This is a genomic window from Saccharothrix hoggarensis (assembly GCF_052936025.1).
In genome coordinates, this window is record NZ_CP193624.1 from 1,623,531 (window position 1) to 1,648,677 (window position 25,147).

Sequence of the window (25,147 nt, forward strand, 5' to 3'; positions counted from 1 at the left end):
CCGTCTCCCCGCGGCGGTCGTCGCTGTTCCGACGCCGCGAGGAGGCCGCGAGATGACTTCGACCTTCCCCCGTCGCACACCCCTCCCGCTACCGCCGGCGTCGGCGGTGGTCCTGCTCGGCCAAGCCCGGCAGTGCCTGGCCGAGGCCGACCGCGACCCGGTGCCGCACACCCGCTTCGCCACGGCCTACCTGGCCGCGATGCGGGCCGCCGCGGCCGTGCTGGCGGCGCGGGGCCGACCCCACCGGGGCCGGGCCAAGCCGACCAGCGTGTGGGTCCTGCTGCCCTCCCTCGCGCCGGAGCTGCGCGAGTGGGCCGCGTTCTTCGCCGAGTGCTCGGCGACGCGCGCGGCCGTGCAGGCGGGCATCACCAGGCAGGTCACCCCGCGCGCAGCCGACGACCTGGTGCGCCAAGCGGCGCAGTTCACGGAGCTGGTCGACGAGATCATGTACGAGGACGGACTGTGAGCAGGGGACTGGTCGCCTACGACCGCCTGATCGACGTGGTGGAGCAGGAAGCCGAGCGCCTGGCGGCGTCGGCCGAGGGGCAGCGCCCGGAACGCCAGGTGCCCGCGTGCCCGGGGCTCAACCTCGGGGAGACGGCGAGGCACGTGGGCAGCACGTACCGGATGGTGACGACGTGGCTGAGGGAAGGCAGCCAACCGCTGGTGTGGCAGCAGGACCCCGTGAAGGGGCAGACGTTGCCCGAGTACGTGCGGTCGGGCGTGCGGCCGCTGGTGCGGGCGCTGCGGCCGCACGGGCCGGACGACCCGTGCGAGACGTGGTGGCCGGCCGAGCGCAACCACAACTTCTGGGCGCGCAGGCTCGCGCACGAGTCGACCGTCCACCGGATGGACGTCCAGTCGGCGGCCGGGCTGCCGGTGGACCCGGTGGACGACGACGTGGCCGAGGACGGCGTGGACGAGGTGCTGTCGCTCTGGCTGGGCCACCGGCTGGACCTCCTCGGCGTGCGCGGCACGCGGGAGGGCAGCGTGGCGATCCGGACGGGGACGAGGCTCTGGGTGGCCAAGGCGGGCCCGGAACCGGCGCGGGCGTGGCTGGCGACCGAGGAGGAGGCCCGTGCGGCGGACGGCGAGGTGACCGGCCCCCCGATGCAGGTCTACCGCTGGCTGTGGGGCCGCATCCCGGACCGCGACCTGCCCGAGCCGTCCGGCGACCACGACGCGATCGCCCAGCTGTGGGCGCTGTTGAGGCTCGCCACCAAGTGAGACGCGCGCCCGTCGCCGGCCACCCGGCCTCCGCCGGCGACGGGCGCGCCCCGTGCCGTTCCCGGTCGCGCGATCCCGATCGAGGCCGTCCCCCGCCCGGGACGTCGGCGCTAGGTTGGGGTGGTGCAGCTCCCACCCTGCCTCGTGTGCGGCGGACACGCGCCCGACAGCAGCCGCGGGTTCGCGTCGACGTTCGACGAAGCGCAAGCCACCGAGGTGCTCGGACACGCGCCGCCGGAGACGGCGTCGGTGGTCGACGTGGACGGGAAGCGGCTGTGGATCGGGCACGGGTCCTGCACCGGCTTCACCCTGCGGACGAAGGAGCGATCGGCCGAGGAACTCCGCGGCAGGTTGACGAAGCGCCGCGAGCGGGAACGGGTGGTGGAGGCGTACCGGCTGCGTCAACAGGCCAAGGCCGACGCGCCTCGACGAGCCGGCGCGCGCAGCCCCGTCCAAGTCGGGATGAGTCGGGACCAGGTCCGCCAGCTGCTCGGCCCGCCGCATGGGAGCACCACCCTGCAGGCGTACCTGGCCACGTTCAGCGCGAGCGCCGTGCTCGGTGGGTCGTCCGCTGACGAGTACTGGCTGTACCGGCACGTGCCTCCGGGGCGCAACACGGAGATCGCCTTCAAGAGCGGTCGAGTCGTCGAGGTGCGGACTCCGCGCAGGGACGGCTGAGGACGGGCCGGCGTCGGGAGCCGGCCCGCGCGGTCACAGCGCCAGCGCCGCCGCTTCCCGGAGACCGTCGTCGGTGGCGGTTTCGAGGCGGAAGCGGGCTTCCCTGCCGTCGATCTCCAGCACGCCCACCGAGTTGCCGAAGTGCGGGCCGCTGAGCTTGCGCCACGCCACCGGGTCCGGCGAGATGCCGCGCCGGTCCGCCCACCACCGCAGCACCCGCGCGACCGGCCGCGACCAGGACACCCGGAACGCCGGCCGGAACACCCACGGCGGGTCGTTGTGCACGGGCGAGCAGACGAGTTGGTAGACCTTGGAGTCCACCGCCGACGGGAACGACGCCCGCGCCGCGTAGCTGTGGTGCACGTCGCCGGACAGCACGCACACCGTGCCGGGCGCGTCGTCGGAGCGGGCGATCCGCTCCAGCAGCCGGGCCAGCCGCTCGAACGACGCCCGGAACGCGGGCCAGTGCTCCAGGTCCGCCACCTGCCGCACCTTCTCGCCGACGCGGCCGCGCCACCCCGGCAGGCCCGCCATCCGCTCGTTCATCGACTGGAAGTGGCTCAGCGCGTGCGGCATCAGCCACGGCAGCGACGAGCCGATCAGCAGGTGGTCGACGTCGCCCTCGGCGTTCTCCTCGATCCAGTCGAACTCGCGGTCGCCGACCATCAGCCGCTGCGGCCCGCCGAGGATGCGCCCGCTGCGCGTGTCGATCACCAGCAGCCGCACCCGGCCGAAGTCGCGCCGGTAGCTCCACCGCGTCGACTTGCCGCCGTCGACCTCGCGGTCCGCCTGCTCGGCGAAGTCCTCCAGCAACGCCTGCACGTCCCCGCCGCTCGACCGGACCTTGTCGTACAGCGCGTCGCGCGCCAGCTCGTCCGGGCTGAGGTTGCCCAGGTGCTGGTACACCCAGTACGACGCGAGGCCGGCCCGGATGCGCTCCGGCCACCACCGCTTGCCCGCCATCTGCTCGCGCCACGTCCGCGAGGTGTTCCAGTCGTCGCGCACGTCGTGGTCGTCGAAGATCATCGACGTGGGGACGACGGACATCAGCCAGCGGATCTCGGGGTCGGCCCACGACTCGTGGTACAGCTCGCCGTACTCGCGGAACGACACCACCTCGCCCGCCGGCTCCGGTCTCCGCTCGGCCAGCCACCGCGTGATCCGGGGCGTGGGCTCGTCGGCGTAGACCTGGTCGCCGAGCAGCACCAGCGCGTCGGGCCACTCGTCGTGCGGCTGGTCCTTCATCCGCAACGCGTACGCGTCCAGCGCGTCGGGGCCCAGCTTGTCCGGCATCCCCTCCGGCTTCGCCGCGCGGCACGACCCGAACAGCAGCCGTCGCACCGGCGTGGTCCGGATGGACGGCGGCGGGAACGGCGAGTCCGGCCGGGGCCACACCACCTCGTCGTCCAGCCGCACTTCGTACGGCGTGGTCGTGCCCGGCGTCAGCCCTTCGACCACCACCAGGGCGAAGTGCTGCTCCCCGACCTGGAACGTCCGGGCGCGGTGGCCCGCCACGGTCACCGCGCACGCGGCGTCGGTCTCGACCCACACGGTCGCCGAAGTCGGGTCCACGTGCCGCAGCACCGGACCAAGAACCAGCTCAGCCATTGCGCAGACGTTACCTTCGGAACCATGACTACGAGGTGGCACGACGTCGTCATCGACTCCGCCGAGCCGGCCGCGCTCGCCCGTTTCTGGTCGGCGCTGCTCGATCGGCCGATCACCGGCGAGGACGACGACGAGGTGGACGTGGCGCTCGCCGAGGGCCAGGAACTGGTGTTCGTGCCGGTGGGGGACCCGAAGTCGGTGAAGAACCGGCTGCACCTGGACCTGGCGTCGACGTCCCCGGCGGACCAGGAGGCGATCGTGACGCGGGCCGTCGACCTCGGCGCGAGGCCGGTCGACGTCGGGCAGGGCGACGTGCCGTGGGTGGTGCTCGCCGACCCCGAGGGCAACGAGTTCTGCGTGCTGGAGCAGCGGGACGAGTACGCGCACACCGGCCCGGTGGCCGCGGTGGTGGTCGACTCGCTCGACCCGCGGGCGCAGGCGGCGTTCTGGGCCCACGCGACCGGGCTGCCGGTGACCCGCGAGCACCCCGACTACGCGTCGCTGACCCAGGCCGCCGGGCCGTCGCTGGAGTTCGTGCGGGTGACCGAGCCGAAGACGGTGAAGAACCGCCTGCACGTCGACGTCGTGCCGCCCGCCGACGGCGACCTGCCGACCGAGGTGGCCCGGCTGGAGGCGTGCGGCGCGGTGCGGGCGGACGTCGGCCAGTCCGACGTGCCGTGGGTCGTGCTGGCCGACCCCGAGGGCAACGAGTTCTGCGTGCTCACGCCCCGCTGACCGACCGGCGGGAACGCCCCGAGGCCGATCGCCACGCCCGGCACCGTGAGCACGGCCCGGCGGTCGTGGTCGTGGCCGTCCGCGAACGCCGTGACGGCGGGTGGCGCCGACCGGACACGGGAAAATCCACCTTCGCCGCGCGCACATCGGTAATGTCGGGCGGGACCGAGTGCCTGGGGGGTGACGGTGAGACCCGCGTACCTCGAGCCCCGCACGGACGTCCCCGCGGTGGACGACTGGTCCACCCGACTGGCGCTCGACGAGTTCCGCGGCTCCGCGCGCGTGGCCGGTGTCCTGGCGGTGGTGTTCCTGGTCGGCGCGGTCGGCCTCGCGGTGTTCCCCGAGTCGACGCCCGGCACCGTGGCGGCGATCGTGGTGCTCGCCCTGCTGGGCCTGGTGACGGGCATCCTGCCGCTCGCCTACCGGCACGAGACGGCGCCGCGCCGGCGCGGGCTGCTCGACCGGCCGTGGCGTCGCGTCCCGGCGACCGCCGCGGTCGGCGGGCCGTGGGAAGAGGACCGGCTCCTGGTGTTCACCGACGGCGCGACGCTGGTCCTGCGCGGCACGCTGCTCGGCATCCCGAGCCTGGTGCTCGACCGGCAGGAGCTGTTCCTGTGCGGTCCGGACGACGACGGCCGGGCCGTGGTGCGCGTCGCGGGCCTGTGCCGCCTGCTCCCCGTGAAGGTGGACGAGGTCGAGACCCGTCCCCGCGAACGCGAACCGCACCTGGTGGGCCGACCGCTGGACGACCCGGTGGTGGCGCGGGCGTTCCGCGGCTTCCGCTGGGGCACCCGAGCCCGGGTGTGGCCCGTCGCGGGAGCGGCGGTCGGCGCGATGACGGCGGCGCTGAGCGCGTGGCCGCTGTCGCCGGCCGGGCTCGTGGTCGGCGGGCTGCTGATCGCCTTCTCCGCCGTGATGCTGCCGGGCGTGTCGGCCATCGGCGGGCTGTACCGCGAGGCGGTGGCGGCGGCCGAGTCGGCGTCGCGGTGGACGCCCGTCCCCGTCACGCTCTTCCCGCGGGCAGCCGACCACGAGGTCGCCGGGCTCGCCCAGCTGCCGGGCGGCACGGCGGTGGTGCGATTTCCCCTGCCCGACCTCGACCTGGTCGCCAACATCGCCGACACCGGCACGATGTGGATGGCGGGCGACGGCAACGGCGTCGTCACCGTCGGCGTGCCGCGCCTGCCCGCGCTGATGATCGCGGTGGTGCGACCGGACAGCGACGACTCGGACGACACGCCGCCCCCGTGGCTCCTGCGCACCCTCGAACCGTCGTGGGACGACGTGCCGGCGCTGCGGGCCTGAGCCGTCCGGCCCGCGGCGCCGGTCGTGGAACCGGTCGTCAGCGCAGGGTCAGCAGGGTCTCCGACTCGACGCGGGTCAGCTTCTCCGGGTTGCGGACGTAGTAGATGCCGGTGATGCGCCCCTCGTCGACCCGGATCGCCATGATGCCGTCGATCTCGCCGTCCATCCGCAGCACCAGGGCCGGGTTGCCGTTGACCGTGGTCAGCTCGCAGGTGAGCGCGCCCTTGAGCTTGAGGAGACCGGCGCGGACGAGGCGGGTGACCTTGTCGGCCCCGAAGATCGGGTTCGGCACGGCCTGCTTGACGCCGCCGCCGTCGCTCACGAGGACGACGTCGGGGGCGAGCACGTCCAGGAGCCCTTGGACGTCCATGGTCTCCAGCGCGCGCTGGAGTGACCGGAGGGCGGCACGGGTCTCGCTCGGGGTGACCACGGAGCGGGGGCGGCGGGCGTCGACGTGCCGGCGGGCGCGGTGGGCGATCTGGCGGACGGCCGCGGGCGTCTTGTCGACGGCGTGCGCGATCTCGTCGTAGCTGATGTCGAAGACCTCGCGCAGCACGAACACGGCGCGTTCCGTCGGCGACAGCGTCTCCAGGATGAGCATCAGCGCCATCGACACGCTCTCGGCGAGCTCCACGTCCTCGGCCACGTCGGGGGAGGTGAGCATCGGCTCGGGCAGCCACGAGCCGACGTACGCCTCCTTGCGGCGCTTCAGGGTGCGCAGCCGGTTGAGCGCCTGCCGGGTCGTGATCCGGACCAGGTAGGCGCGCTGGTCGCGCACCTCGGCCAGGTCGACCTCGACCCACCGCAACCAGGTCTCCTGGAGGACGTCCTCCGCGTCGGCCGCCGATCCGAGCATCTCGTAGGCGACGGTGAAGAGGAGGTTGCGGTGGGCGACGAACGCCTCGGTCGCCAGGTCGGTGGCGTGGTCGCTCATGGATCGACCCTCTCTCGTCGTGACCGGCCCAGCCTGCCAAGGCGGCGAGCGCGAGGGGCGCCGAACGGGGCGACGTTCACGCGATCCCCTCCTGCCGCACGGCGCTCGCCGCCGCTTCGCGCCTGGCCCGCACCGCCTGCTCCCGCTTGGCGTCCTTGGCCCACCACTTGCGCGTGCCGGGCTTGCGGGCCTCGTGCCCGAGCTGCCAGACGATGCTCCGGCAGATCAGCTCCTTGGCCTTCCCGCCCGGCCGACCGCCGAGGTGGAGACCCTTGGCCGTGTCGTCCCGGCGCGAGAACTGGAAGATGCCGGCGCGCCGGCCGAGGCTGATGCACTGCCCGAGGAACCCCACCTCGACGGGCGCGGGCCGGGTTCCCGCGATCCGGCTCAGCACCGTCTCGGCGGCCTGCGGGCCCAGCTGCACCGCGGCCTGGCAGCTCATCCGGAACGGCAGGTCCGACGGCGCCGCCGAGTCGCCGGCCGCGACGATGCGCACGTCGTCCATGCTGGTCAGCGTCTCGTCGGTGAGCAGGCGACCGGCGGCGTCGGTGCGCAGGCCGCTGCGCGCGGCCAGGTCCGGCACGCCGAAGCCGGCGGTCCAGACGGTGAGGTCGCCGCGCAGTTCGCGGCCGTCGGCCAGCCGCACGGCGTCGGCCGTCACCTCCATCACCTCCGCGCCGGGGCCTTCGACCACGGTCACGCCGAGGCCGGCCAGCCGCTTCGCGACTGAGCGCCGACCCCGTTCGTGCAGGTACGGCCCGAGCACGTCGCCGCAGACCAGCGTCACGGCGCGACCCGTCTCCGCCAGCTCGGCGGCGGTCTCGATGCCGGTCGGACCTGCCCCGACGACGGTCACCGCAGCGGTCGCGGGCGCGGCGTCGACGGCCGCCCGCAGCCGCCGCGCCTCCTCCAGGTCGGCGATCGGGTAGGCGAACCGCGCCGCGCCGGGCACGCGCGGGTCGGCGCTGCCGCTGCCCACCGCGTAGACCAGGTAGTCGTAAGCCGCCGTGCCGCCGCCGGCCAGCGCCAGGGTGCGCTCGCCCGCGTCGATCCGGGTCACGGTGTCGACCACCAGGCGGACGCGCTCGGCCAGCACGTCCCGGTAGTCGACGACCGCGTCGTCCGAACCGCCGACGAGCTGGTGCAGGCGGATGCGGTCGACGAACGTCGGGCGCGGGTTGACCAGCGTCACGGTGACGTCGGCGCGGCGCGTCAGCCGGTTGGCCGCCATGACTCCGGCGTACCCGCCGCCGATCACGACCACCTCGGTGTTCCCGGTCATGGTGTCTCCCTGGTTGGCTCGTGGTTCGGCCTCAAGACACCGGGGACCGGTCGTGTGTGACATGGAGTGAGCCGGCTCACTCCATGTCACAATAGCGTGATGACTGGTGACGTTGCGTGACGTTTCAGAACCGGTCGACGTGCTCGGTCACCCAGTGCGTGAAGGTGCGCGCCGGGCGGCCGGTCACCCGCGTGACGGTGTCGACCGGCGTGGTGGCCTCCTCGGGCGGGGAGGCGTACCAGCCGACGACGTACTCGGCGTCCGCGCGGGAGACGCCGGTGGCCGTCAGCCGGTCCACGGCCTGGTCGTGCGTGATCGGCGTGAACGTGATCTCGCGGCGCAGCGCCTCGGCGAGGATCGCGATCCGCTCGCGCGTGGTGAGCGCCTGCGGACCCGTGAGGTTGTAGGCATGGCCCGCGTGGCCGTCCTCCAAGAGCGCGGTGACGGCGACGGCGGCGATGTCGGCTTCGTGGACCAGCGCGCTGGAGAAGTCGTACGGCTCGCGCACCACGCCCTCGGCGCGGATCGAGTCCGCCCAGGTCAGCGTGTTGGACATGAACTCCTGCGGCTCCAACCGGGTCCACTCCACCCCGGAGTCGGCGACGGCCTGCTCCACCGGGCCGACGTACCCGCCCCACAGGACGGTCATCCGCCGCACGCCCGCGTCCACGGCGCGCCGGACCAGTTCGGGGCCGACCTCGGCGAGGCCCGCCGTCACGGTGATGTGCAGGTGGGTGACGCCGTCGAGCGCGTCGGCGAGCGTGGCGGGCTCGGTGTGCGTGCCCGCCACCACGTCGACGCCGGCCGGGAACCTCGACCGCGCGGCGTCCGGGTTCCGGCTCAGCGCCCGGACCCGCTGTCCGCGGCGGACGAGTTCGGCGACGACGTGGCGGCCGGTGTTCCCGGTGGCGCCGGTGACCAGGACAGTCATGGTGAATCCCCCTTTTCGTCGTCGCCGACGCTAAGAGCTCCACCAACCTGGAGGTCAACGCGACGTGACGCCGGCCACCCGTGGCGCTCGCACGGGGGAGCGGCTACAGTGCGCGATATGCAATATATTAGTCGGGCGTTGTTCCGCGACCAGGCGCTCACCGCGATCCGCGAGGCGATCCTGGGCGGCGACCTGGCGCCCGGCACGCCGATCAAGGACGTCGAGCTGGCCGAACGGCTCGGCCTGTCCCGGACGCCGGTGCGCGAGGCGCTGGCCCGGCTGACCGACGAAGGCCTGGTGGAGACCAAGCCGCACAGCTACACCAGGGTCACCCCGCTCGACACGACGGCGGTGCGGGACGCGCACGTCGTCGTCAAGGCCATGCACGCCCTCGCCGCCCGGCTGGCCGTGCCCCGGATGGCGGACGACGACCTGGCCGCCATGCGGGTCGCCAACGCGGCGTTCGCGCGCGCCCTGGCGTCCGGTGACGTGCCCTCCGCGCTCGCCGCGGACGACGACTTCCACGCGGTGGCCGTGCGGCGCAGCGACAACTTCGCCGTGATCGCCACCATCGAGCGCTACACGCCGCTGGTCCGCCGCCTGGAACGGCTGCGGTTCGCGGCGCCGACCGGCCGCCACTCGGTGGCCATGCACGACGAGATCATCGCCGCCTGCGCCGCGGCCGACGCCGAGTCGGCGGCACGGCTGGTCGAGCGGAACTGGGCGACGCTGGCGGACCTGCTTTCCGTTGAGGAGAACTGACATGGCACTGGGCGACTTCGCGCGCTACCCGCTGACCTTCGGCCCGTCCCCGGTGCACGAGCTGGAACGGCTGACCCGGCACCTCGGCGGTGCGCGGGTGTGGGCCAAGCGGGAGGACTGCAACTCCGGGCTGGCCTACGGCGGCAACAAGACCCGCAAGCTGGAGTACCTGGTCGCGGACGCGCTGGCCACCGGCTGCGACACCTTGGTGTCGATCGGCGGCGTGCAGTCCAACCACACCCGTCAGGTCGCGGCGGCGGCGGCGCGGGCCGGGCTGAAGTGCGTGCTGGTGCAGGAGAGCTGGGTCGACTGGCCGGACGCCGTGTACGACCGGGTCGGCAACATCCTGCTGAGCCGGTTGATGGGCGCCGAGGTGCGGCTCGTGGAGGCGGGCTTCGGGATCGGCGTGAAACCCGCGTGGGAGCAGGCGATCGACGACGTGCGCGCGGCGGGCGGCACGCCGTACGCCATCCCGGCGGGCGCGTCGGACCACCCGTTGGGCGGGCTCGGGTTCGCCGGGTGGGCGGCCGAGGTCGAGCGGCAGGAGGCCGGGCTGGGGGTGCGGTTCGACACCGTGGTCGTGTGCTCGGTGACCGGCAGCACGCAGGCGGGCATGGTGGCCGGGTTCGCGGGCAGCGGCCGTCGGATCATCGGGATCGACGCGTCGGCCGAGCCGTGCGACACCCGCGCCCAGGTGCTGCGCATCGCCAAGAGCACGGCGGAGCTGCTCGACGTCGAGGTGACCGACGAGGACGTCGTCCTCGACGAGCGGTTCCACGAGGGCATCTACGGCGTGCCCGGTGAGTCCACTGTGGACGCCATGCGCCTCGGCGCCCGGCTGGAGGGGATGATCACCGACCCGGTGTACGAGGGCAAGTCCCTGGCCGGCCTGGTGGAACTCGTCTCGACCGGCGAGATCCCGCGCGACTCCAACGTCCTGTACGCGCACCTCGGCGGCCAACCCGCCCTCAACGCCTACAGCGCCCTGTTCCGCTGATCCGGGTCCTCCGACGCCGGCTCACCACGCCTGCGCTTGATGTGGGCGTCCAACAACCGGACCGCCAGGTCGTGGCCGTAGTCCGCGGCGAACTGCCGGGGGGCGTGCCCCCGGGGGCCGGGTAACTCCGGGTCGGCGCCGTAGGCCAGGAGCACCGCCGTGCACGCCGCGTCGAGGGGTTCCCCGGTCTGGTTGGCGCCGTCCGCCTCCACGTCGATCGCGTGCAGCAGCAGGGTGGTGTTCGACCAGACCTCGTCGGGATCGACGCCCTGGTCCAGCAGCCGGGTCAGCTCCGCGAGGTCGCCGTGCTCCACCGCCCGGTGCGCCGGCGTCAGCGGCTCGCCGTCCCCGATCGGCACGTCCACCGGCTTCACGCCCGCAGCCGCAAACCCTTGGGCGTGGCTCGGAAGCCCGCCTCCTGCAGGATGCCCGCCAGCCGCGAACCCAGCGCCACCTCCCCGTCCGCCCGCTGCACGGCCAGGTGCCCCAGCCACCCGTCGCGCACGGCCCGCCCCAACGCCTCCGCCGCCGCCCGCAACGGCGCCTCGTCCTCGGTGAACGACAGCAGCGACCGCCCGCCGCGCTCCACGTACAGCGTCGCCTCGCCGTCCACCAGCACGACCAGCGCGCCGGACTTGCGGCCCGGCCGGTGCCTGCCCTCGCCCGACGGCTCCGGCCACGTCAGCGCCGCGCCGTAGGGCTGCGCCGGGTCGGCCGCCGCGAGCACCACGGCGTCCGGCGTGCCCGCGTGCTCCTGGCCCGGCGGCCGGGACGACGCCCGCAGCCGGTCCACCGCGCCCCGCGCCGCGAACTGCGCCGCGCCGAGCCCCTCGACCACGTACCCGCGCACGACCTGCCCGGACTCCTCCATCGCCCGCAGCACCCGGTACACCCCGCTGAACCCGCCGGTCACCCGTTCGGTGTCCAGCGCGCCCCGCGTCAGCACGCCGTGCCGCTCCAGGAACGCCTCGGCCCGCGCGTGCGCCCGCCGCGTCGCGTCCGCCGCCGGCACCACGGCCAACGACCACCGGCCCGCCACCGCCGGCGGCCCCGTGCGGCTCGGCAGGTCGGGCCGGCCCGCCCGCATCCGCGCGTACCGCCCGCGTGGCGCGGCCCGCCTCGGCTTGTGCGCCGTGCCGCCGCCCGCGACCAGCGCCCGCAGCGGCGACAGCGTGTCGTTCGTGACGACACCCGCCCAGACCAGGTCCCACAGCGCGCCCACGACCTCGGTGTCCGTCGTCGGGCCCTGCAACGACACCCGGTCGACCACCTGCCGGAAGAACAACGCCCCGCCGCCCAGCGCCTCCACCACGGCCGTGTGCAGCGACGAGTCCGGCATCGCCTCCGGCACCAGGTCCGGCAGCAGCAGGTCCGCCACGTCCGTCGGCGCCAGCGCGATCCAGCCGTCACCGCCGGCCAGCGAGCCGCACCCGGTCCAGGTCACCTCGCCGGACGCGGTCAGCTCGTCCAGCAGCGCCGGGGTGTAGCCGGGCAGCCGCGCCGGCAGCACCAGCGACTCGACCGCGCTCGCCGGCAGCGGCGCGCCCGCCAGCTGCTCCACCACCGAGTACACGTCGTCGACGGTCGGCGCCGACCGCAGCCGCCGCCCCACGCCGTGCCAGCCCGGCAGGAACCGGCCCAGCGCGGCGGGCTCCACCGGCTCCACCTCGGCCCGCAGCCGCGCCAGCGACGCCCGCCGCAACCGTCGCAGCACCTCGGCGTCGCAGTACTCGGTGTGCGTCCCGCCGGGCCGCAGCTCGCCGCGCACCAGCCGCCCGGCGGCGGCCATCCGCTCCAGCACCCCGGTCACCACGGCGACGCCCAGCCCGAACCGCTCCGCCGCCTCCACCGCCGGGAACGGGCCGTGCGTCCGCGCGTACCGGGACAGCAGGTCGCCCACCGGGTCGGCCACGGGCTCGGTGAACACCTCCGGCACGCCCACCGGCAGCGCCACGCCCAACGCGTCGCGCACCCGGCCCGCGTCCTCGATCGCGATCACGCGTTCCTCGCCCGCGATGCGCACCCGCAACGCCCGCCGCTGCGCGACCAGGTCCGCCAGCCACTCCGGCCGCACGCCGCGGTCCAGCGCCTCCGCCTCGGACAGGTCGCCGAGGAACCGCAGCAGGTCCGCCGCGCCCTCCGCGTCCCGCGCGTGCCGGTCCGGCACGAGGCGTTGCAGGGTGCGCTCGACCTCCGCGACCACCTCCGGGTCCAGCAGCTCCCGGATCGCCTCGGAACCCAGCAGCTCCGCCAGCAGCGCCGAGTCCAGCGACAACGCCGCCGCCCGCCGCTCGGCCAGCGGCGCGTCCACCTCGTACAGGAACATGCCGACGTACCCGAACAGCAGGCTCCGCGCGAACGGCGACGGCGACGGCGTCTCCACCTCCACCACCCGCACCCGCCGCGCCCGGATGTCGGTCATCAGCTCCCGCAGGCCCGGCACGTCGTACACGTCCTGCAGGACCTCGCGCATCGCCTCCAGCACGACCGGGAAGCTCTCGTACTTCGCCGCCACCGACAGCAGCTGCGCCGCCCGCTGCCGCTGCTGCCACAGCGGCGTCCGCTTGCGCGGGTCACGCCGGGGCAGCAGCAGCGACCGCGCCGCGCACTCCCGGAACCGGGCCGCGAACAGCGCCGACCCGCCCACCTCGGCGACGACGACCTGCTCGACCTCCTCCGGGTCCAGCAGCACGTCGTCCGCGCCCGCCACGACCTGCGCGCCGTCCAGGTCGACCGCGTCCGGCAGGCGGATCACGATCCCGTCGTCGGAGTGCGCCGCCTGCACCTCGATGCCGCGCCGCTCCCGCAGCCGGGCCGCGATCGCCAGCGCCCACGGCGCGTTGACCTGCGCCCCGAACGGCGAGTGCACCACCAGCCGCCAGTCGCCCAGCTCGTCGCGGAACCGCTCCACCAGCACGACCCGGTCGTTCGGCACGTGCCGGGTCGCCTCGCGCTGCTCGCCCAGGTACGCCAGCAGGTTCGACGTCGCCCACGCGTCCAGCCCGGCCGCCGCCGTCCGCCCGGACGCCTCCTCCGCGTCGATCGTGGACACCTCGCGCAGGAACTTCCCCAGCGCCCGGCCCAGCTCCAGCGGACGTCCCGGCGCGTCGCCCTTCCAGAACGGCATCCGCGCCGCCTGGCCCGGCGCGGGCACCACGATCACCCGGTCGTGGGTGATGTCCTCGACCCGCCACGACGACGTGCCCAGCAGGAACGTGTCGCCCACCCGCGACTCGTAGACCATCTCCTCGTCCAGCTCACCGACCCGCGAGCCGGGGCCGCGCTCGGACGGCGGCGTCATCACCGCGAACAGCCCGCGGTCCGGGATCGTGCCGCCGGACGTCACCGCCAGCCGCTGCGACCCCGGCCGGCCGCGCAGCTCACCGCTGATCCGGTCCCACGTGATCCGGGGCCGCAGCTCGCCGAACTCCTCGCTCGGGTACCGGCCCGCGAGCATGTCGAGCACCGCCTGCAACGCCGACTCCGGCAGCGCGGCGAACGGCGCGGCCCGCCGCACCAGCCCGGCCAGCGCCTCCACCGTCCACGTGTCCATCGCCACCATGGCCACGACGTGCTGCGCCAGCACGTCCAGCGGGTTGCGCGGGTACCGCACGGCCTCGATCGCGCCGTCCCGCATCCGCTCCGCCACCACCGCGCACGACACCAGGTCGCCCCGGAACTTCGGGAACATCACCCCGCGCGACACCGCGCCCACCTGGTGCCCCGCGCGGCCGACCCGCTGCAACCCGGACGCCACCGTCGGCGGGGCCTCCACCTGCACCACCAGGTCGACCGCGCCCATGTCGATGCCCAGCTCCAGCGACGACGTCGCCACCACGCACGGCAGCCGCCCCGACTTCAGCTCCTCCTCGACCACGACCCGCTGCTCGCGCGACATCGAGCCGTGGTGCGCGCGGGCGATCGTGGCGGCGCGCTGGGTGGTGACCCCGGACTGCGCGGGCGCCTCGGCCGGGAACCGCTCCAGCTCGGCGGCCTCCTCCACGAGCTCGTTGAGCCGCGCGGTGAGCCGTTCCGCCAGCCGCCGCGAGTTGGCGAACACGATCGTGGACCGGTGCTGCCGGACCAGCTCCAGGATGCGCTGCTCCACCGACGGCCAGATCGACGCCCGCTGCTCCGCCCCCGCCGCCGAGCCCGACACCTCGCCGGTCGGCTCGCCGAGCACCGACATGTCCTCGACCGGGACCTCGACCCGCACCTCGATCGTCTTGGCCGTCTTCGGCTGCACGACCCGCACCGGCCGCCCGCCCGCGAGGAACGCGCTCACCTCCTCGACCGGCCGGACCGTCGCGGACAGCCCGATCCGCTGCGCGGGCCGTTCCAGCAGCGCGTCCAGCCGTTCGAGGGACAGCGCCAGGTGCGCGCCGCGCTTGGCTCCCGCCACCGCGTGCACCTCGTCCACGATCACCGTCTCGACCCCGCGCAACGACTCCCGCGCCGCCGACGTCAGCACCAGGAACAGCGACTCCGGCGTCGTGACCAGCACGTCCGGCGGGGTCCTGGCGAACGCCCGGCGCGCGTCGGCCGGGGTGTCGCCGGTGCGCATGCCCACCGTGATGTCCGGCTCGGGCAGCGACAGCCGGTGCGCGGCCTGCCGGATGCCCGCCAACGGCGCCCGCAGGTTCCGCTCCACGTCCACCGCCAGCGCCTTCAGCGGCGAGACGTACAACACCCGGCACCGCCGCTTCGGCTCGGCGGGCTTGGGCGTGGACGCCAGCCGGTCCAGCGCCCACAGGAACGCCGCCAACGTCTTGCCGGACCCGGTCGGCGCGATGACCAGCGCGTTCTCCCCGGCGGCCGCCGCCTCCCACGCGCCCGCCTGCGCCGCCGTGGGCGCGGCGAAGGCCCCGGCGAACCACTGCCGGGTGGGGGGCGAGAAGGCGTCCAACACATCCACCCCCCCATACTGACTCAGCGGTCCGACAGTGTCGGATTGCGCCGCCGGCAGAACCAGGCCACCACGCGAGGTCGCGTCGGTCGTTCCCGCCTGATTTCCCGGCGATCACGCTTTACGATCGTCGGGAAATCAGGCGGGAACGACCGACTTCCGGGCGACCGAGCCCGCCGTCTGCGGAGCAGCGGCAATTCAACACAGGGGTAGTCGTGCGCGTTTTGTCCGTTGACCTGGGCACTTCCAACACCGTCGCGGTGCTCGCCGCGCACGGACGGCCGCCCCGGGTCGTCGAGGTGGACGGCTCGGCGACCATGCCGTCGGCCGTCTACTGCGAAGAGGACGGCACCCTCGTCGTCGGCCGGGACGCCGAGCGGCGCGCCCGCCTCGACCCGGCCCGGTTCGAACCCAACCCGAAGCGCCGCGTGGACGACGGCGTGCTGCTGCTCGGCGAGAACGTCGTCCCCGTCAGCGACGCGCTGGCCGCCGTGCTGCGCCGCGTCCTCGACGAGACCACCCGCCAGCTGGGCGGCGAGTCGCTGGACGAGGTCCGCCTCACGCACCCCGCGCAGTGGGGGCCGACGCGCCGCAACGTGCTGCTGTCCGCCGCCCGCCTGGCCGGGGTGTCGGGCGAGGTCGTGCTGGTCCCCGAGCCGGTCGCCGCCGCCTCCCACTACGCCTCGCTGTCCGTCGGCCAGGCGCTCGCCGTGTACGACCTGGGCGCGGGCACGTTCGACGTCGCCATTGTCGGCGCCACCCAGAACGGCTTCACCGTGCTCGCCGAGGACGGCCTGCAGGACCTGGGCGGCCTCGACGTCGACCAGGCGCTCCTGGAGCACGTCGGCCGGCAGGTGTCGCACCGCGACCCCGCGGCCTGGCAGCGGCTCCTGCGCCCGGAGTCCACGGCCGACCGGCGGGCCCGGCGCGCGCTCCAGGAGGACGTGCGGGCCGCCAAGGAGTCGTTGTCGCGGCACGCGCACACCGAGGTGCCGATGCCGGAGCCGTTCGAGGACGTGCTGGTCAACCGCTCGGACCTGGAGGCGCTGGTCCGGCCGAGCATGATGCGCAGCGTGGAGCTGCTGGCGTCCACTATCCGCTCCACCGGCATGGCCCCGAACCAGCTCGCGGGCATCTACCTGGTCGGTGGTTCGAGCCGCATCCCGCTGGTGGCGAACATGATCGCCGAGCAGGTGCGGATCGTGCCGACGAGCCTCGACCAGCCGGAGACGGCGGTCGCCCTCGGCGCGCACCACGTGCCCAAGGACGGCGTCACGCCGCGCTCGCAGGAGCCTCAGCGGCCGAAGGAGCCGGACACGCTCGTCACCTCGCCGGTGACCCCGCCCGGCGGCGCCTACCAGGCGAACCCGGCCGTCGGCGGACCGCAGCAGGCCAACCCCGCGGTGAGCGGGGCGCACCAGGTCAACCCGAACGCCAGCGGCCCGTACCAGGTCAACCCCCACGCGAGCGGCCCGTACCAGGTGAACCCGTCGGCCAGCGGGTCGTACCAGGTGGGTTACCCGCAGACGGGGCCGCAGCAGTTCAACTTCCCGAGCGTCACCCCGCGCCCGCAGGAGCGGTCGGGGAAGAAGGCGCCGAACCGGACGGTGCTGCTCGCCGCCGGGGCGGCCGTCGTGCTGGCGCTGGCCGTCGTGGGCGGGATCTTCGCGTTCGGCGGGGAGGGCGTGCCGAGCGCGCAGGACTGCAAGAGCGACACCCGGTTGGACGACAAGGGCTTCACCGAGTGCCTGCGCCGGCTCGCGGGCACGGTCCCCGACACCAGCACGTGCAAGGCGGGCGGCACGCCGGGCGTGGGCGGCGTCAACGGCATCAAGGGCACCGTCGTGAGCTGCTCGGTGAAGGACGACTACTCGGTGCAGTACGTCCTCACGGAGACCGTCGTGGGCGCGCAGCACGGCGCGGAGGCCGTGGTCCGGTCGCTCAAGACCGACGTGGTCGAGGCGCAGTGGGCGGGCAACGGGTTGATCGGCAAGTACCGGGCCGCCGCCGACGGCGGGCTGGGCCTGCTCGTGTTCACCGCCAACGACCTCCCGCTGCTCGGCATCGTGACCAAGAGCGGCGGCGAGGAGCTGACCGCGGACCAGGTCGCGGACTTCTTCGAGAGCAGCGTCCAGCCCGGCACCTGAACCCGGACGGTGGCTGGTCGGACCGGGTGTCCACTGGCACGATCATGATCATGACCTCGGTCGACGTCGTGCAGCGCAGGGTGCTGAGGGTGCTGGTGACGACCCAGGTGCTCGGCGCGGCGGGCGTCACCATCGGCCTGGCCGTGAGCACGCTCATCGCGGCCGTGCTGTCGGACTCGGAAGCCGTCGGCGGGCTCGCGCAGACCAGCGCGGTGCTCGGCGCGGCCCTGTTCGCGCTGCCCGCGGCCCGGCTGGCGGCCCGGCGCGGACGCCGCCCGGCGCTCGTCCTGGGCTACGGCGCGGGCGCGGTGGGCGCGGCGGTGGCGGCGTGCGCGGTGGTGCTCGGCTCGTGGCAGGTGCTGCTGGTGGCCCTGGTGCTGTTCGGCGCGGCGTCCAGCGCGAACCTCGCGGCCCGGTACGCGGGCGCCGACCTCGCCCACCCGCACCGCCGTGCGCGCTCGGTGGCGCTGGTGGTGTGGGCGGCGACGATCGGCGCGGTCGCCGGACCGAACCTCGCCGACCCGGCCGGGCAGGTCGCCGTGCGGCTGGGACTGCCGGTGGGCGCGGGGCCGTACCTGTTCTCGGCGCTGCTGTTCGGCCTGGCCGCGGTGGTCGTGCTGCGGTTCCTGCGACCCGACCCGCTGACGATCGCGCAGTCCGCCGTCACGCCCGCGCACTGCACCGGGGGAGTGGGCGACACCAAGGGGTCCGCGGCGGTGTGGCGGGCGCTGCCGGCCGCCGGGAAGCTCGCCGTGGGTGGCGTGACGCTGTGCCACATGGCGATGGTGGGCCTGATGTCGATGACCCCCGTGCACATGGACCACGCCGGCTCGTCGCTGCGCGTCGTCGGCCTGGTGATCAGCCTGCACGTGGCCGCGATGTACGTGGCCAGCCCGTTGTTCGGGTGGATGGCCGACCGGCTCGGCCGCGTGCCCGTGCTGGCGATCGGCGCGGCGCTCGTGGTCGCCGCCTCCGGCATCGCGGGCATGGCGCCGTCGCACGACGCGCCGCAGCTCGCCGCCGGCCTGGCGCTGCTCGGTTTCGGCTGGTCGGCGGGCCTGGTGGCGGGGTCGGCGCTGCTCACCGAGTCGGCCGCGGTGACCGACCGCCCGGCCGCGCAGGGGTTGTCCGACCTGTGCATGAACGTCGGCGGCGCGCTCGGCGGCGTCACGGCGGGCGTGGTGGTGACCGCCTGGTCCTACGCCACGCTGGGCCTGCTCGTCGGGTTCACCGCGTTGCCGCTGCTCGCCGCGTGCCTGTTCACGTCGTTGCAGCGGGTGCGCTGACCGGGGCCGACCGGTTCAGCGCTTGCGGTTGTGCCAGAGCGCGCGCAGGCCGACGACCAGCGCCGCGACGAGCGTGGCGATGGCCAGGACCGTCAGGATGGGCGACGACATGTCCATGGGGTCTCCCTGCGCGAACAGCACGCTTCGAGGTTAGCGCGCCGCCGCGGCGAACTCGCGCACCCGCGCCGTCTCACCCGCCGTGCGCCAGACCAGGCCCCACGCCAGCCGCGGCGCGTCCACCAGCGGCAGGAACGTGATCCTGGGCCGCGCGAAGTACCCCGCGGCGTGCGCGCCCAGCGGGCACACGCCCTCACCGTCGGCGATCGCGGTGAGCAGCTCTTGGAACGTCGTGACGTCCCGTCCGCGCTTGACGGGCGCGCCCAGCGGGGTCGTGTCACGCCAGTAGGCGGCGCGGAAGACGGTGTCGCGAGCCAGGTCTTCCAGGTTCACCGACTCGTGCCGCGTGAACGGGTGCGTGTCCGCCACGGCGAGCACCAAGGGCTCCTCGTGCACCACGGGACCGGCCGTCAGGTCGGGCTCGCCGACCGGGAACAACGTCACCAGCACGTCCACCTCGTCCGCCCTGAGCAGCGCGAACGGGTCCGTGAACGGCGCCTCCCGCACCCGCACCTCGCGGTCGGGGTGACGGGCCCGGTAGGTGTCGAGCAGGTCCGTGACGAGGTCGGCGACCGCCGGCGCCTCGAACCCGACGCGCAGCAGGTCCGTGCCCCGCGCGGCCTCCACAGCGCGCGCCAGGCCGTCCACGACCTGCCGGTAGGCGGGCGCGAGGTCGTCACGGAGGCGGCGGCCGATGGGCGTGAGCGCGACGCGGCGGCTGGTGCGGTCGAACAGGGGCGCGCCGATGCGGCGTTCGAGCTGCTTGACGGACTGGCTGACCCGCGCCTGGGACACGCGCAGGCGCTCGGCGGTGCGGCTGAAGTGCAGCTCCTCGGCCAGGGTGAGGAAGACCTCCAGGTCACGCCGTTCCATGACGGCCAGGTTAGGTGCTCGTCGTCGTACGGGCCGCTGCCGCTGACGCCTGTGGTCGCGTCGTGGGATTCTTCGCGGGTGATGGAGGCCGCGCGGCGCGAGTTGGAACGAATGCGGGAGTCGCCCGCCGCGTGGCAGGAGCTGCGCTACGAGCAGGCCACGGATGCGGACGGCGACGCCTGCGACGGCAACGCGGTGCGGCGGGCGAAGGTGTTGTGGGCGCTGCAGTACGACCACCGGCCCGAGGACCTGCCGCTGGTGCGGTGGTTGGCCGGGCAGGAGGCGCGGTGCCGGAGCGAGGCTCCGTTCCAAGGGCTGACCGAAGAGGTCGAGCTGGCCGGCTTCCTGCTCGCCGAGCACCGGCGGGTGGAGGACGTCTGGCTGCACGCGGCGATGAAGCAGGCCAACTTCGACACCTTGGCCGGTTACGACATCGAGCACCTGTTCGCCGCGGGGGTCCGGGCGACCGTCGACTTCGTGCGCGACAGCGGGCACGCCGACCGGGACGGGGTCCTCGACCTCCTGGTCGATGACGAGGGGCGGCCGCGCGTGTCGGAGGAGGGCTTGGCGGAGTGGACGCGGGGTCGGCGGGCGCGCTTCCCGGCCGATCCGGCGGTCGAGGACCCGCTCACCCTGGTCGAGCGCGCTCTGCTGGCGGGAGACCGGGAACTGGCCCGTCGGGAACTCGACCGGTGGGCAGCCGGCCGGCCGCGCGACCGGGCCACGTTGGGCCAACTCCGCTGGGTGTTCGCCGACCTGGGCGAGTTCGCCGAGGCGGCTCGGGCGCAGCGCGAGAGCGTGGTGTTCGCCGGCAACGCCTGGGACTCGGCCCTGGCCTGGCTGGACCTGGCGGGACTGGAACGCCGGGCCGGCGACCACCACGCCGCGCGCGAGGCGCTGCGCGAGTGCCGACAGGTCTTGGACGAGGTGCCGAGGTGGTCGGAGGTGGGTCTGGGCCGGATGTACCTGGAGGAGCTGTCCCTGGTGACCGGCTCCGCGGAGGGCGGGGCCGAGACCGCGTTCACCGGGGCGGACGACGGAGCCGGTGATCCATAACCGGAGGGTTATCGTTCCATCCGCTCTTCGTCGTTGTTCGGGCGCTTCCGGGCGACGAGTCTCGACGTCATGGAAAACCCGCTCCTCGTCCGCGCCGCCCACGCCGAAAGGCTCGACGCCGACCCGGCCGCCGTCGTCACCCTCCTCGCCGACCTCGACGGGCTGACGAGCAACCGGTCCACGTTCCGCGACGGCTCGGACGGCGCGCCGCCGCACTTCCACACCCGCGCCTCGGAGCTGTTCTTCGTGCTCGACGGGACGCTCCAAGTGCTGCTGGACGAGGACGTGGTGACGCTGGAGCGCGGCGACTTCCTCGTCGTGCCGCCCCGCGTGCCGCACGCGTTCGGCGCGCTCAAGGGCGCGGACGCGGACGTCCTGTTCGTCTTCACGCCGGGCCTGGGCCGGTTCGACTACTACCGCCTGCTCGACCGCGTGCAGCGGGGCGAGGCGAGCCCGCGGGAGATCCGCGAGTCGCAGGACCGGTTCGACAACCACTACGTCGACAGCCCGGTCTGGAAGGCCGCGCGCTAGCCTGGACGCGATGCGCATCACGACGTTCCGCAAGCTCATGGCCGACGAGTTCGGCCAGGTCAGGGCGGAGATGGTGGCCCGGGACCACGTGCTGTCCGCCATCGGCGGCCGGACTCCCGACCAGGCGTTGGAGGCGGGTGTGCCGACCAAGGAGATCTGGCTGGCCGTCTGCGACGCGTTCGACGTGCCGGAACACCGGCGGTGACCTGGCGTGTCGGCCAGGTGGTCGAACACCTGTTCGGCTACACTCCCCAACACGACCGGGTGACAACACCCCGCAGGTGACCTGGTCCCCGCCGAAAAATGTCGGACCCCACCCGTAACGTCGGCCCCGACATCGCACAGCGACCCCAAGACACACCGAGGTGGATTCCAGATGGCACCCCAGGCACCCGACCGGGACAAGGCCCTCGAGCTGGCCCTGGCCCAGATCGACAAGCAGTTCGGCAAGGGCTCGGTCATGCGGCTCGGCGAGGAAGGCCGCGCCCCGATCGAGGTGATCCCCACCGGTGCGATCGCGCTCGACGTGGCGCTGGGCATCGGCGGCCTGCCGCGCGGCCGCGTGGTGGAGATCTACGGCCCGGAGTCGTCCGGTAAGACGACCGTGGCGCTGCACGCCGTGGCCAACGCCCAGCGCAACGGCGGCATCGCGGCGTTCATCGACGCCGAGCACGCGCTCGACCCCGACTACGCGAAGAAGCTGGGCGTCGACACCGACGCGCTGCTGGTCTCGCAGCCCGACACGGGCGAGCAGGCGCTGGAGATCGCGGACATGCTGGTCCGCTCCGGCGCGCTCGACATCCTGGTCATCGACTCGGTGGCGGCCCTGGTGCCCCGCGCCGAGATCGAGGGCGAGATGGGCGACAACCACGTCGGCCTCCAGGCCCGCCTGATGAGCCAGGCGCTGCGGAAGATCACCGGCGCGCTCAGCTCGTCCAACACCACCGCGATCTTCATCAACCAGCTGCGCGAGAAGATCGGCGTGATGTTCGGCTCGCCCGAGACCACGACCGGTGGCAAGGCGCTGAAGTTCTACGCGTCGGTGCGGCTCGACGTGCGGCGCATCGAGACCCTGAAGGACGGCGGCGAGCCCGTCGGCAACCGCACCAGGGTCAAGGTCGTGAAGAACAAGGTGGCCCCGCCGTTCAAGCAGGCCGAGTTCGACATCCTCTACGGCCAGGGCATCAGCCGCGAGGGCTCGCTCATCGACATGGGCGTCGACCAGGGCATCCTGCGCAAGTCGGGCGCCTGGTACACGTACGAGGGCGACCAGCTGGGCCAGGGCAAGGAGAACGCGCGGAAGTTCCTGCGCGAGAACCCGGACGTGGCCAACGAGATCGAAAAGCGGATCAAGGACAAGCTGGGCATCGGCGCCACCCTCGACGCCGAGGAGATCGCCCCCGCGCCCGTCGAGTTCTAACCGGGCGTGGCAGGACGAGGTGGCCGTGGTCGCGGGCTGTCCCGCGACCGTTCGGCCGACGACACCGAGCCGCGCCCGGTCGACCCGGTGCAGGAGCAGCGCAAGGCGACGGACATCTGCTACGCGCTGCTCACCGCACGGGCTCGCACGCGCGTGGAGCTGAAGGACGCCCTGCTGCGCAAGGGCATCACGGAGCAGACGGCCGAGCTGGTGCTGGCCAAGTTCGACCGGGCGGGTCTGATCGACGACGCCGCGTTCGCCGAGGTCTGGGTCCGCTCGCGCCACACCTACCAGGGCTTGGGCCGGCGCGCCCTGGCCATGGAACTGCGCCGCAAGGGCGTCGCGGACGAGGTGGCCGCCGAGGCGGTGGCCGCGGTGGACGACGAGGCCGAGGAACAGCGGGCACGCGACCTCGTGCGCAAGAAGCTGCGCACGATGGCGGGCCTGGACGACACCACCAAGATCCGCCGCCTGGTCTCCGCCCTGGCCCGGAAGGGCTACGCCGAAGGCCTCGCCTACCGGGTGGTGCGCGAGGAACTCCGCCGAGCGGGCGAGGACACGTCCACGCTGGACGACCTGACCCACGACTAACCCGCTCACCCCAACCCAGCCCCGGCCGGACCAGGCCCGATCATCCCGCCCCGACCCTGTCAGGCCCGGAACTGGCCGGCCGAGACCGCGAGGCCGGGGCTTGCTCAGCCCGGGTCACGGGGCCCGGAACTCCATGGCCGGGACCGCGAGGCCAGGGATTGCTCAGCCTGAACCGCCGGGCGAGACCGCCTGGCCTGGCCGCCGGCCGGCCGTACGTCCCGAACTGCGAGGCCGGGACCGCGAGGCCGAACCGCGGAGCCTGGCCGGATCACCGGGCAGAACCGGGCTATGGGGTGGGGGTCAGTGGAGTGAGCGGGTGAGGCGCCAGTACTGGCGCTTCTTCTCCTCGCGCACCACGACGCCGAGGCGGCTCAGTTCTTCGCGCAGTTCGGCGGCGTCGGACTTGTCGTCCTTGCGCAACGCCTCGGCCCGCACCTTCAGCAGGGCGTTCGCCCCCGGCGGGAGGTCGGGCGTCCCGTCCACCCAGCGCCGGTACTCGTCGCGGTACGGGTCGCCGTCCTCCAACCACTGGTAGCCGTGGGTCTGGAAGGCGTTCGCCAGCTCCTCCGGCTTCAGGTCGTGGCTCTCCCGGGCCAGCTCGCCGGTGTCCACGCCGAGCAGCACGAGCTTCTTGCCGTCCAGGAACGCGGCCGACACCAGGGTGCGGTCGAAGCTCCGGTGCTTCCCGCCCCGCAGCAGCTCGACACCCTCGTTGAACACCTCGACGACCAGCCGCTCGTGCGCCGCGATCCCGGCCACCACGAGCCCGAGCACGGCGCCGACGGCCACCGACCCGATCGTCGCCCACGGCTCCGGGATGGACGCCACGAGCCGGAACGGCCCTTGCATCGGCGCCCACGACAACCCGGCCACCCACCCGGCGATGGACTTCAAGCCCCACACCACGGCCGCGCCCAGCAGCGGGAACCCGACCGACACCAGCGCCACCTGCCCGTGGGGCTCGGCGACCACGGTGGTCTGTCGCGCGTTCATCCCTCACTACCTCCCCCGAAGTGATGACCCAACTTATCGCCGTACCCTCGACGGGTGCGCATCAGGGCCGATCACGTCGTCTGGGACTGGAACGGCACCCTGTTCGCCGACAACGACGCCGTGCTCGCCGCCGTCAACCGGGTCTGCGCCGACTTCGGCCACGCGGCCATCACGCTGGAGCACTGGCGGGACACGTTCAGCCGCCCCATCAAGGACTGCTACGAGCGGATGTTCGGCCAGCCGCTCACGGCGGCGGACTGGCTCCGCATCGACGACGTCTACCACGACGAGTACCGGGGCTCGATGGACCGGTGCGGGCTGGCCGCGGGCGTGCCCGACCACCTCCGGCAGCTCCGCCACTCCCAATCACTGCTGTCGATGTGGTTCCACGACGAGCTGGTCCCGCTGATCACCCGGTTCGGCCTCGGCGAGCTGTTCACCAGGGTGGACGGCCTCAAGACCGCGGCGGACGGCGGCTCGAAGGCCGAGCACCTCGCCGCGCACCTCGAAGCGCTGCGGCTGCGCCCGAACGACGTCGTGCTCATCGGTGACGTGGTGGACGACGCGGACGCCGCCAGGCACGTCGGCGCGCACGTAGTGCTGGTCGCGACCGGCACCAGTTCCCGCACGGTGCTGGAGCGGGCTGGCGTGCCGGTCGCCGACTCGATCCCGGAAGCCCTCACCCACCTCGCGTGAGCCCGCGCCACCCCGCGAACGGCGCTGGGCGCCTCCCGACCACCGGTCGGGGAGACGCCCAGCGAACGCGGA

General features: G+C 73.9%; 24 protein-coding genes. 15 read left to right on the top strand and 9 right to left on the bottom strand.

What is annotated here, in order from left to right; genetic code table 11:
* The first annotated feature begins 52 nt into the window (after positions 1 to 52).
* The 3 genes from ACRAKH_RS07980 to ACRAKH_RS07990 all read left to right on the top strand — a co-directional run bounded on the left by ACRAKH_RS07980 (position 53) and on the right by ACRAKH_RS07990 (position 1,905).
* The gene (locus ACRAKH_RS07980; protein ID WP_380724812.1) at positions 53 to 466 is read left to right on the top strand and encodes an SAV_6107 family HEPN domain-containing protein; all 414 of its coding nucleotides are present in this window, start codon (positions 53 to 55) and stop codon (positions 464 to 466) included.
* The gene (locus ACRAKH_RS07985) at positions 463 to 1,227 is read left to right on the top strand and encodes a maleylpyruvate isomerase N-terminal domain-containing protein (protein WP_380724811.1); all 765 of its coding nucleotides are present in this window, start codon (positions 463 to 465) and stop codon (positions 1,225 to 1,227) included. The genes ACRAKH_RS07980 and ACRAKH_RS07985 overlap by 4 nt, the downstream gene beginning before the upstream one ends.
* A gap of 123 nt (positions 1,228 to 1,350) precedes the next feature.
* Positions 1,351 to 1,905: a hypothetical protein gene (locus tag ACRAKH_RS07990; protein WP_380724810.1), complete on the top strand. Its 555-nt coding sequence runs from the start codon at positions 1,351 to 1,353 to the stop codon at positions 1,903 to 1,905.
* Between the two features lie 33 nt (positions 1,906 to 1,938).
* Here ACRAKH_RS07990 and ACRAKH_RS07995 read toward each other — a convergent pair whose 3' ends face one another.
* A complete protein-coding gene (locus ACRAKH_RS07995) occupies positions 1,939 to 3,513 on the bottom strand; it encodes an alkaline phosphatase D family protein (RefSeq protein WP_380724809.1) in 1,575 nt (524 codons plus the stop codon).
* Between the two features lie 24 nt (positions 3,514 to 3,537).
* Here ACRAKH_RS07995 and ACRAKH_RS08000 point away from each other — a divergent pair, with 24 nt between their 5' ends.
* Positions 3,538 to 4,248, top strand: coding sequence for a VOC family protein (locus ACRAKH_RS08000; RefSeq protein WP_380724808.1), 711 nt, complete (start codon positions 3,538 to 3,540; stop codon positions 4,246 to 4,248).
* A 186-nt stretch (positions 4,249 to 4,434) separates the two neighbouring features.
* Entirely contained in the window at positions 4,435 to 5,553 is a 1,119-nt protein-coding gene (locus ACRAKH_RS08005) for a hypothetical protein (RefSeq protein WP_447009716.1), read from the top strand.
* A gap of 37 nt (positions 5,554 to 5,590) precedes the next feature.
* Here ACRAKH_RS08005 and ACRAKH_RS08010 read toward each other — a convergent pair whose 3' ends face one another.
* The 3 genes from ACRAKH_RS08010 to ACRAKH_RS08020 form a co-directional block, all read right to left on the bottom strand.
* The gene (locus ACRAKH_RS08010) at positions 5,591 to 6,487 is read right to left on the bottom strand and encodes an RNA polymerase sigma-70 factor (RefSeq protein ID WP_380724806.1); all 897 of its coding nucleotides are present in this window, start codon (positions 6,485 to 6,487) and stop codon (positions 5,591 to 5,593) included.
* 76 nt (positions 6,488 to 6,563) lie between these two features.
* On the bottom strand, positions 6,564 to 7,769 hold the full coding sequence (locus tag ACRAKH_RS08015; protein ID WP_380724805.1) for an NAD(P)/FAD-dependent oxidoreductase: 1,206 nt from the start codon (positions 7,767 to 7,769) through the stop codon (positions 6,564 to 6,566).
* 124 nt (positions 7,770 to 7,893) lie between these two features.
* The gene (locus ACRAKH_RS08020; RefSeq protein ID WP_380724804.1) at positions 7,894 to 8,700 is read right to left on the bottom strand and encodes an NmrA family NAD(P)-binding protein; all 807 of its coding nucleotides are present in this window, start codon (positions 8,698 to 8,700) and stop codon (positions 7,894 to 7,896) included.
* Positions 8,701 to 8,817: 117 nt separating this feature from the next.
* Between ACRAKH_RS08020 and ACRAKH_RS08025 the strand changes: the two genes are divergently transcribed.
* Positions 8,818 to 9,462, top strand: a complete 645-nt coding sequence (locus tag ACRAKH_RS08025; protein WP_380724824.1) for a GntR family transcriptional regulator — start codon at positions 8,818 to 8,820, stop codon at positions 9,460 to 9,462.
* A gap of 1 nt (position 9,463) precedes the next feature.
* Positions 9,464 to 10,459 carry a 1-aminocyclopropane-1-carboxylate deaminase gene (locus ACRAKH_RS08030; RefSeq protein WP_380724803.1) on the top strand — a complete coding sequence of 332 codons (996 nt, stop codon included), beginning with the start codon at positions 9,464 to 9,466 and terminating at the stop codon, positions 10,457 to 10,459.
* Here the strand turns inward: ACRAKH_RS08030 and ACRAKH_RS08035 are convergent.
* Complete coding sequence (locus tag ACRAKH_RS08035; protein WP_380724802.1) at positions 10,438 to 10,833, bottom strand: ankyrin repeat domain-containing protein; 396 nt, start codon at positions 10,831 to 10,833, stop codon at positions 10,438 to 10,440. The two genes, ACRAKH_RS08030 and ACRAKH_RS08035, sit on opposite strands and share 22 nt — an antisense overlap.
* A complete protein-coding gene (locus ACRAKH_RS08040) occupies positions 10,830 to 15,374 on the bottom strand; it encodes an ATP-dependent helicase (protein WP_447009717.1) in 4,545 nt (1,514 codons plus the stop codon). Before ACRAKH_RS08040 ends, ACRAKH_RS08035 begins: the two co-directional genes overlap by 4 nt.
* A gap of 206 nt (positions 15,375 to 15,580) precedes the next feature.
* Between ACRAKH_RS08040 and ACRAKH_RS08045 the strand changes: the two genes are divergently transcribed.
* Both ACRAKH_RS08045 and ACRAKH_RS08050 read left to right on the top strand, forming a co-directional pair.
* On the top strand, positions 15,581 to 17,512 hold the full coding sequence (locus ACRAKH_RS08045) for an Hsp70 family protein (protein WP_380730517.1): 1,932 nt from the start codon (positions 15,581 to 15,583) through the stop codon (positions 17,510 to 17,512).
* A gap of 50 nt (positions 17,513 to 17,562) precedes the next feature.
* Complete coding sequence (locus ACRAKH_RS08050) at positions 17,563 to 18,798, top strand: MFS transporter (RefSeq protein ID WP_447009718.1); 1,236 nt, start codon at positions 17,563 to 17,565, stop codon at positions 18,796 to 18,798.
* A gap of 15 nt (positions 18,799 to 18,813) precedes the next feature.
* On the opposite strand, the gene ACRAKH_RS08055 is transcribed toward ACRAKH_RS08050, so the two are convergent.
* Both ACRAKH_RS08055 and ACRAKH_RS08060 read right to left on the bottom strand, forming a co-directional pair.
* Positions 18,814 to 18,939, bottom strand: coding sequence for a hypothetical protein (locus ACRAKH_RS08055; protein ID WP_380724529.1), 126 nt, complete (start codon positions 18,937 to 18,939; stop codon positions 18,814 to 18,816).
* 9 nt (positions 18,940 to 18,948) lie between these two features.
* Complete coding sequence (locus tag ACRAKH_RS08060; protein ID WP_380724528.1) at positions 18,949 to 19,788, bottom strand: LysR family transcriptional regulator; 840 nt, start codon at positions 19,786 to 19,788, stop codon at positions 18,949 to 18,951.
* Positions 19,789 to 19,899: 111 nt separating this feature from the next.
* On the opposite strand from ACRAKH_RS08060, the gene ACRAKH_RS08065 reads away from it, so the two are divergent.
* The 5 genes from ACRAKH_RS08065 (at position 19,900) to ACRAKH_RS08085 (ending at position 23,386) form a co-directional block, all read left to right on the top strand.
* Positions 19,900 to 20,844 carry a tetratricopeptide repeat protein gene (locus ACRAKH_RS08065; protein WP_380724527.1) on the top strand — a complete coding sequence of 315 codons (945 nt, stop codon included), beginning with the start codon at positions 19,900 to 19,902 and terminating at the stop codon, positions 20,842 to 20,844.
* A gap of 69 nt (positions 20,845 to 20,913) precedes the next feature.
* Complete coding sequence (locus tag ACRAKH_RS08070) at positions 20,914 to 21,375, top strand: cupin domain-containing protein (protein WP_380724526.1); 462 nt, start codon at positions 20,914 to 20,916, stop codon at positions 21,373 to 21,375.
* 10 nt (positions 21,376 to 21,385) lie between these two features.
* Positions 21,386 to 21,580: a DUF3046 domain-containing protein gene (locus ACRAKH_RS08075; protein WP_380724525.1), complete on the top strand. Its 195-nt coding sequence runs from the start codon at positions 21,386 to 21,388 to the stop codon at positions 21,578 to 21,580.
* A 171-nt stretch (positions 21,581 to 21,751) separates the two neighbouring features.
* Positions 21,752 to 22,795 carry a recombinase RecA gene (gene recA / locus ACRAKH_RS08080; RefSeq protein ID WP_380724524.1) on the top strand — a complete coding sequence of 348 codons (1,044 nt, stop codon included), beginning with the start codon at positions 21,752 to 21,754 and terminating at the stop codon, positions 22,793 to 22,795.
* A gap of 87 nt (positions 22,796 to 22,882) precedes the next feature.
* Positions 22,883 to 23,386 (top strand): regulatory protein RecX, encoded by a 504-nt coding sequence (locus ACRAKH_RS08085; RefSeq protein WP_380724531.1) that lies wholly within the window; start codon positions 22,883 to 22,885, stop codon positions 23,384 to 23,386.
* Positions 23,387 to 23,686: 300 nt separating this feature from the next.
* Here the strand turns inward: ACRAKH_RS08085 and ACRAKH_RS08090 are convergent, their stop codons facing one another.
* Entirely contained in the window at positions 23,687 to 24,379 is a 693-nt protein-coding gene (locus ACRAKH_RS08090; RefSeq protein ID WP_380724523.1) for a YqeB family protein, read from the bottom strand.
* Positions 24,380 to 24,433: 54 nt separating this feature from the next.
* Between ACRAKH_RS08090 and ACRAKH_RS08095 the strand changes: the two genes are divergently transcribed.
* Positions 24,434 to 25,075: an HAD family hydrolase gene (locus ACRAKH_RS08095; RefSeq protein ID WP_380724522.1), complete on the top strand. Its 642-nt coding sequence runs from the start codon at positions 24,434 to 24,436 to the stop codon at positions 25,073 to 25,075.
* Positions 25,076 to 25,147 lie beyond the last annotated feature (72 nt).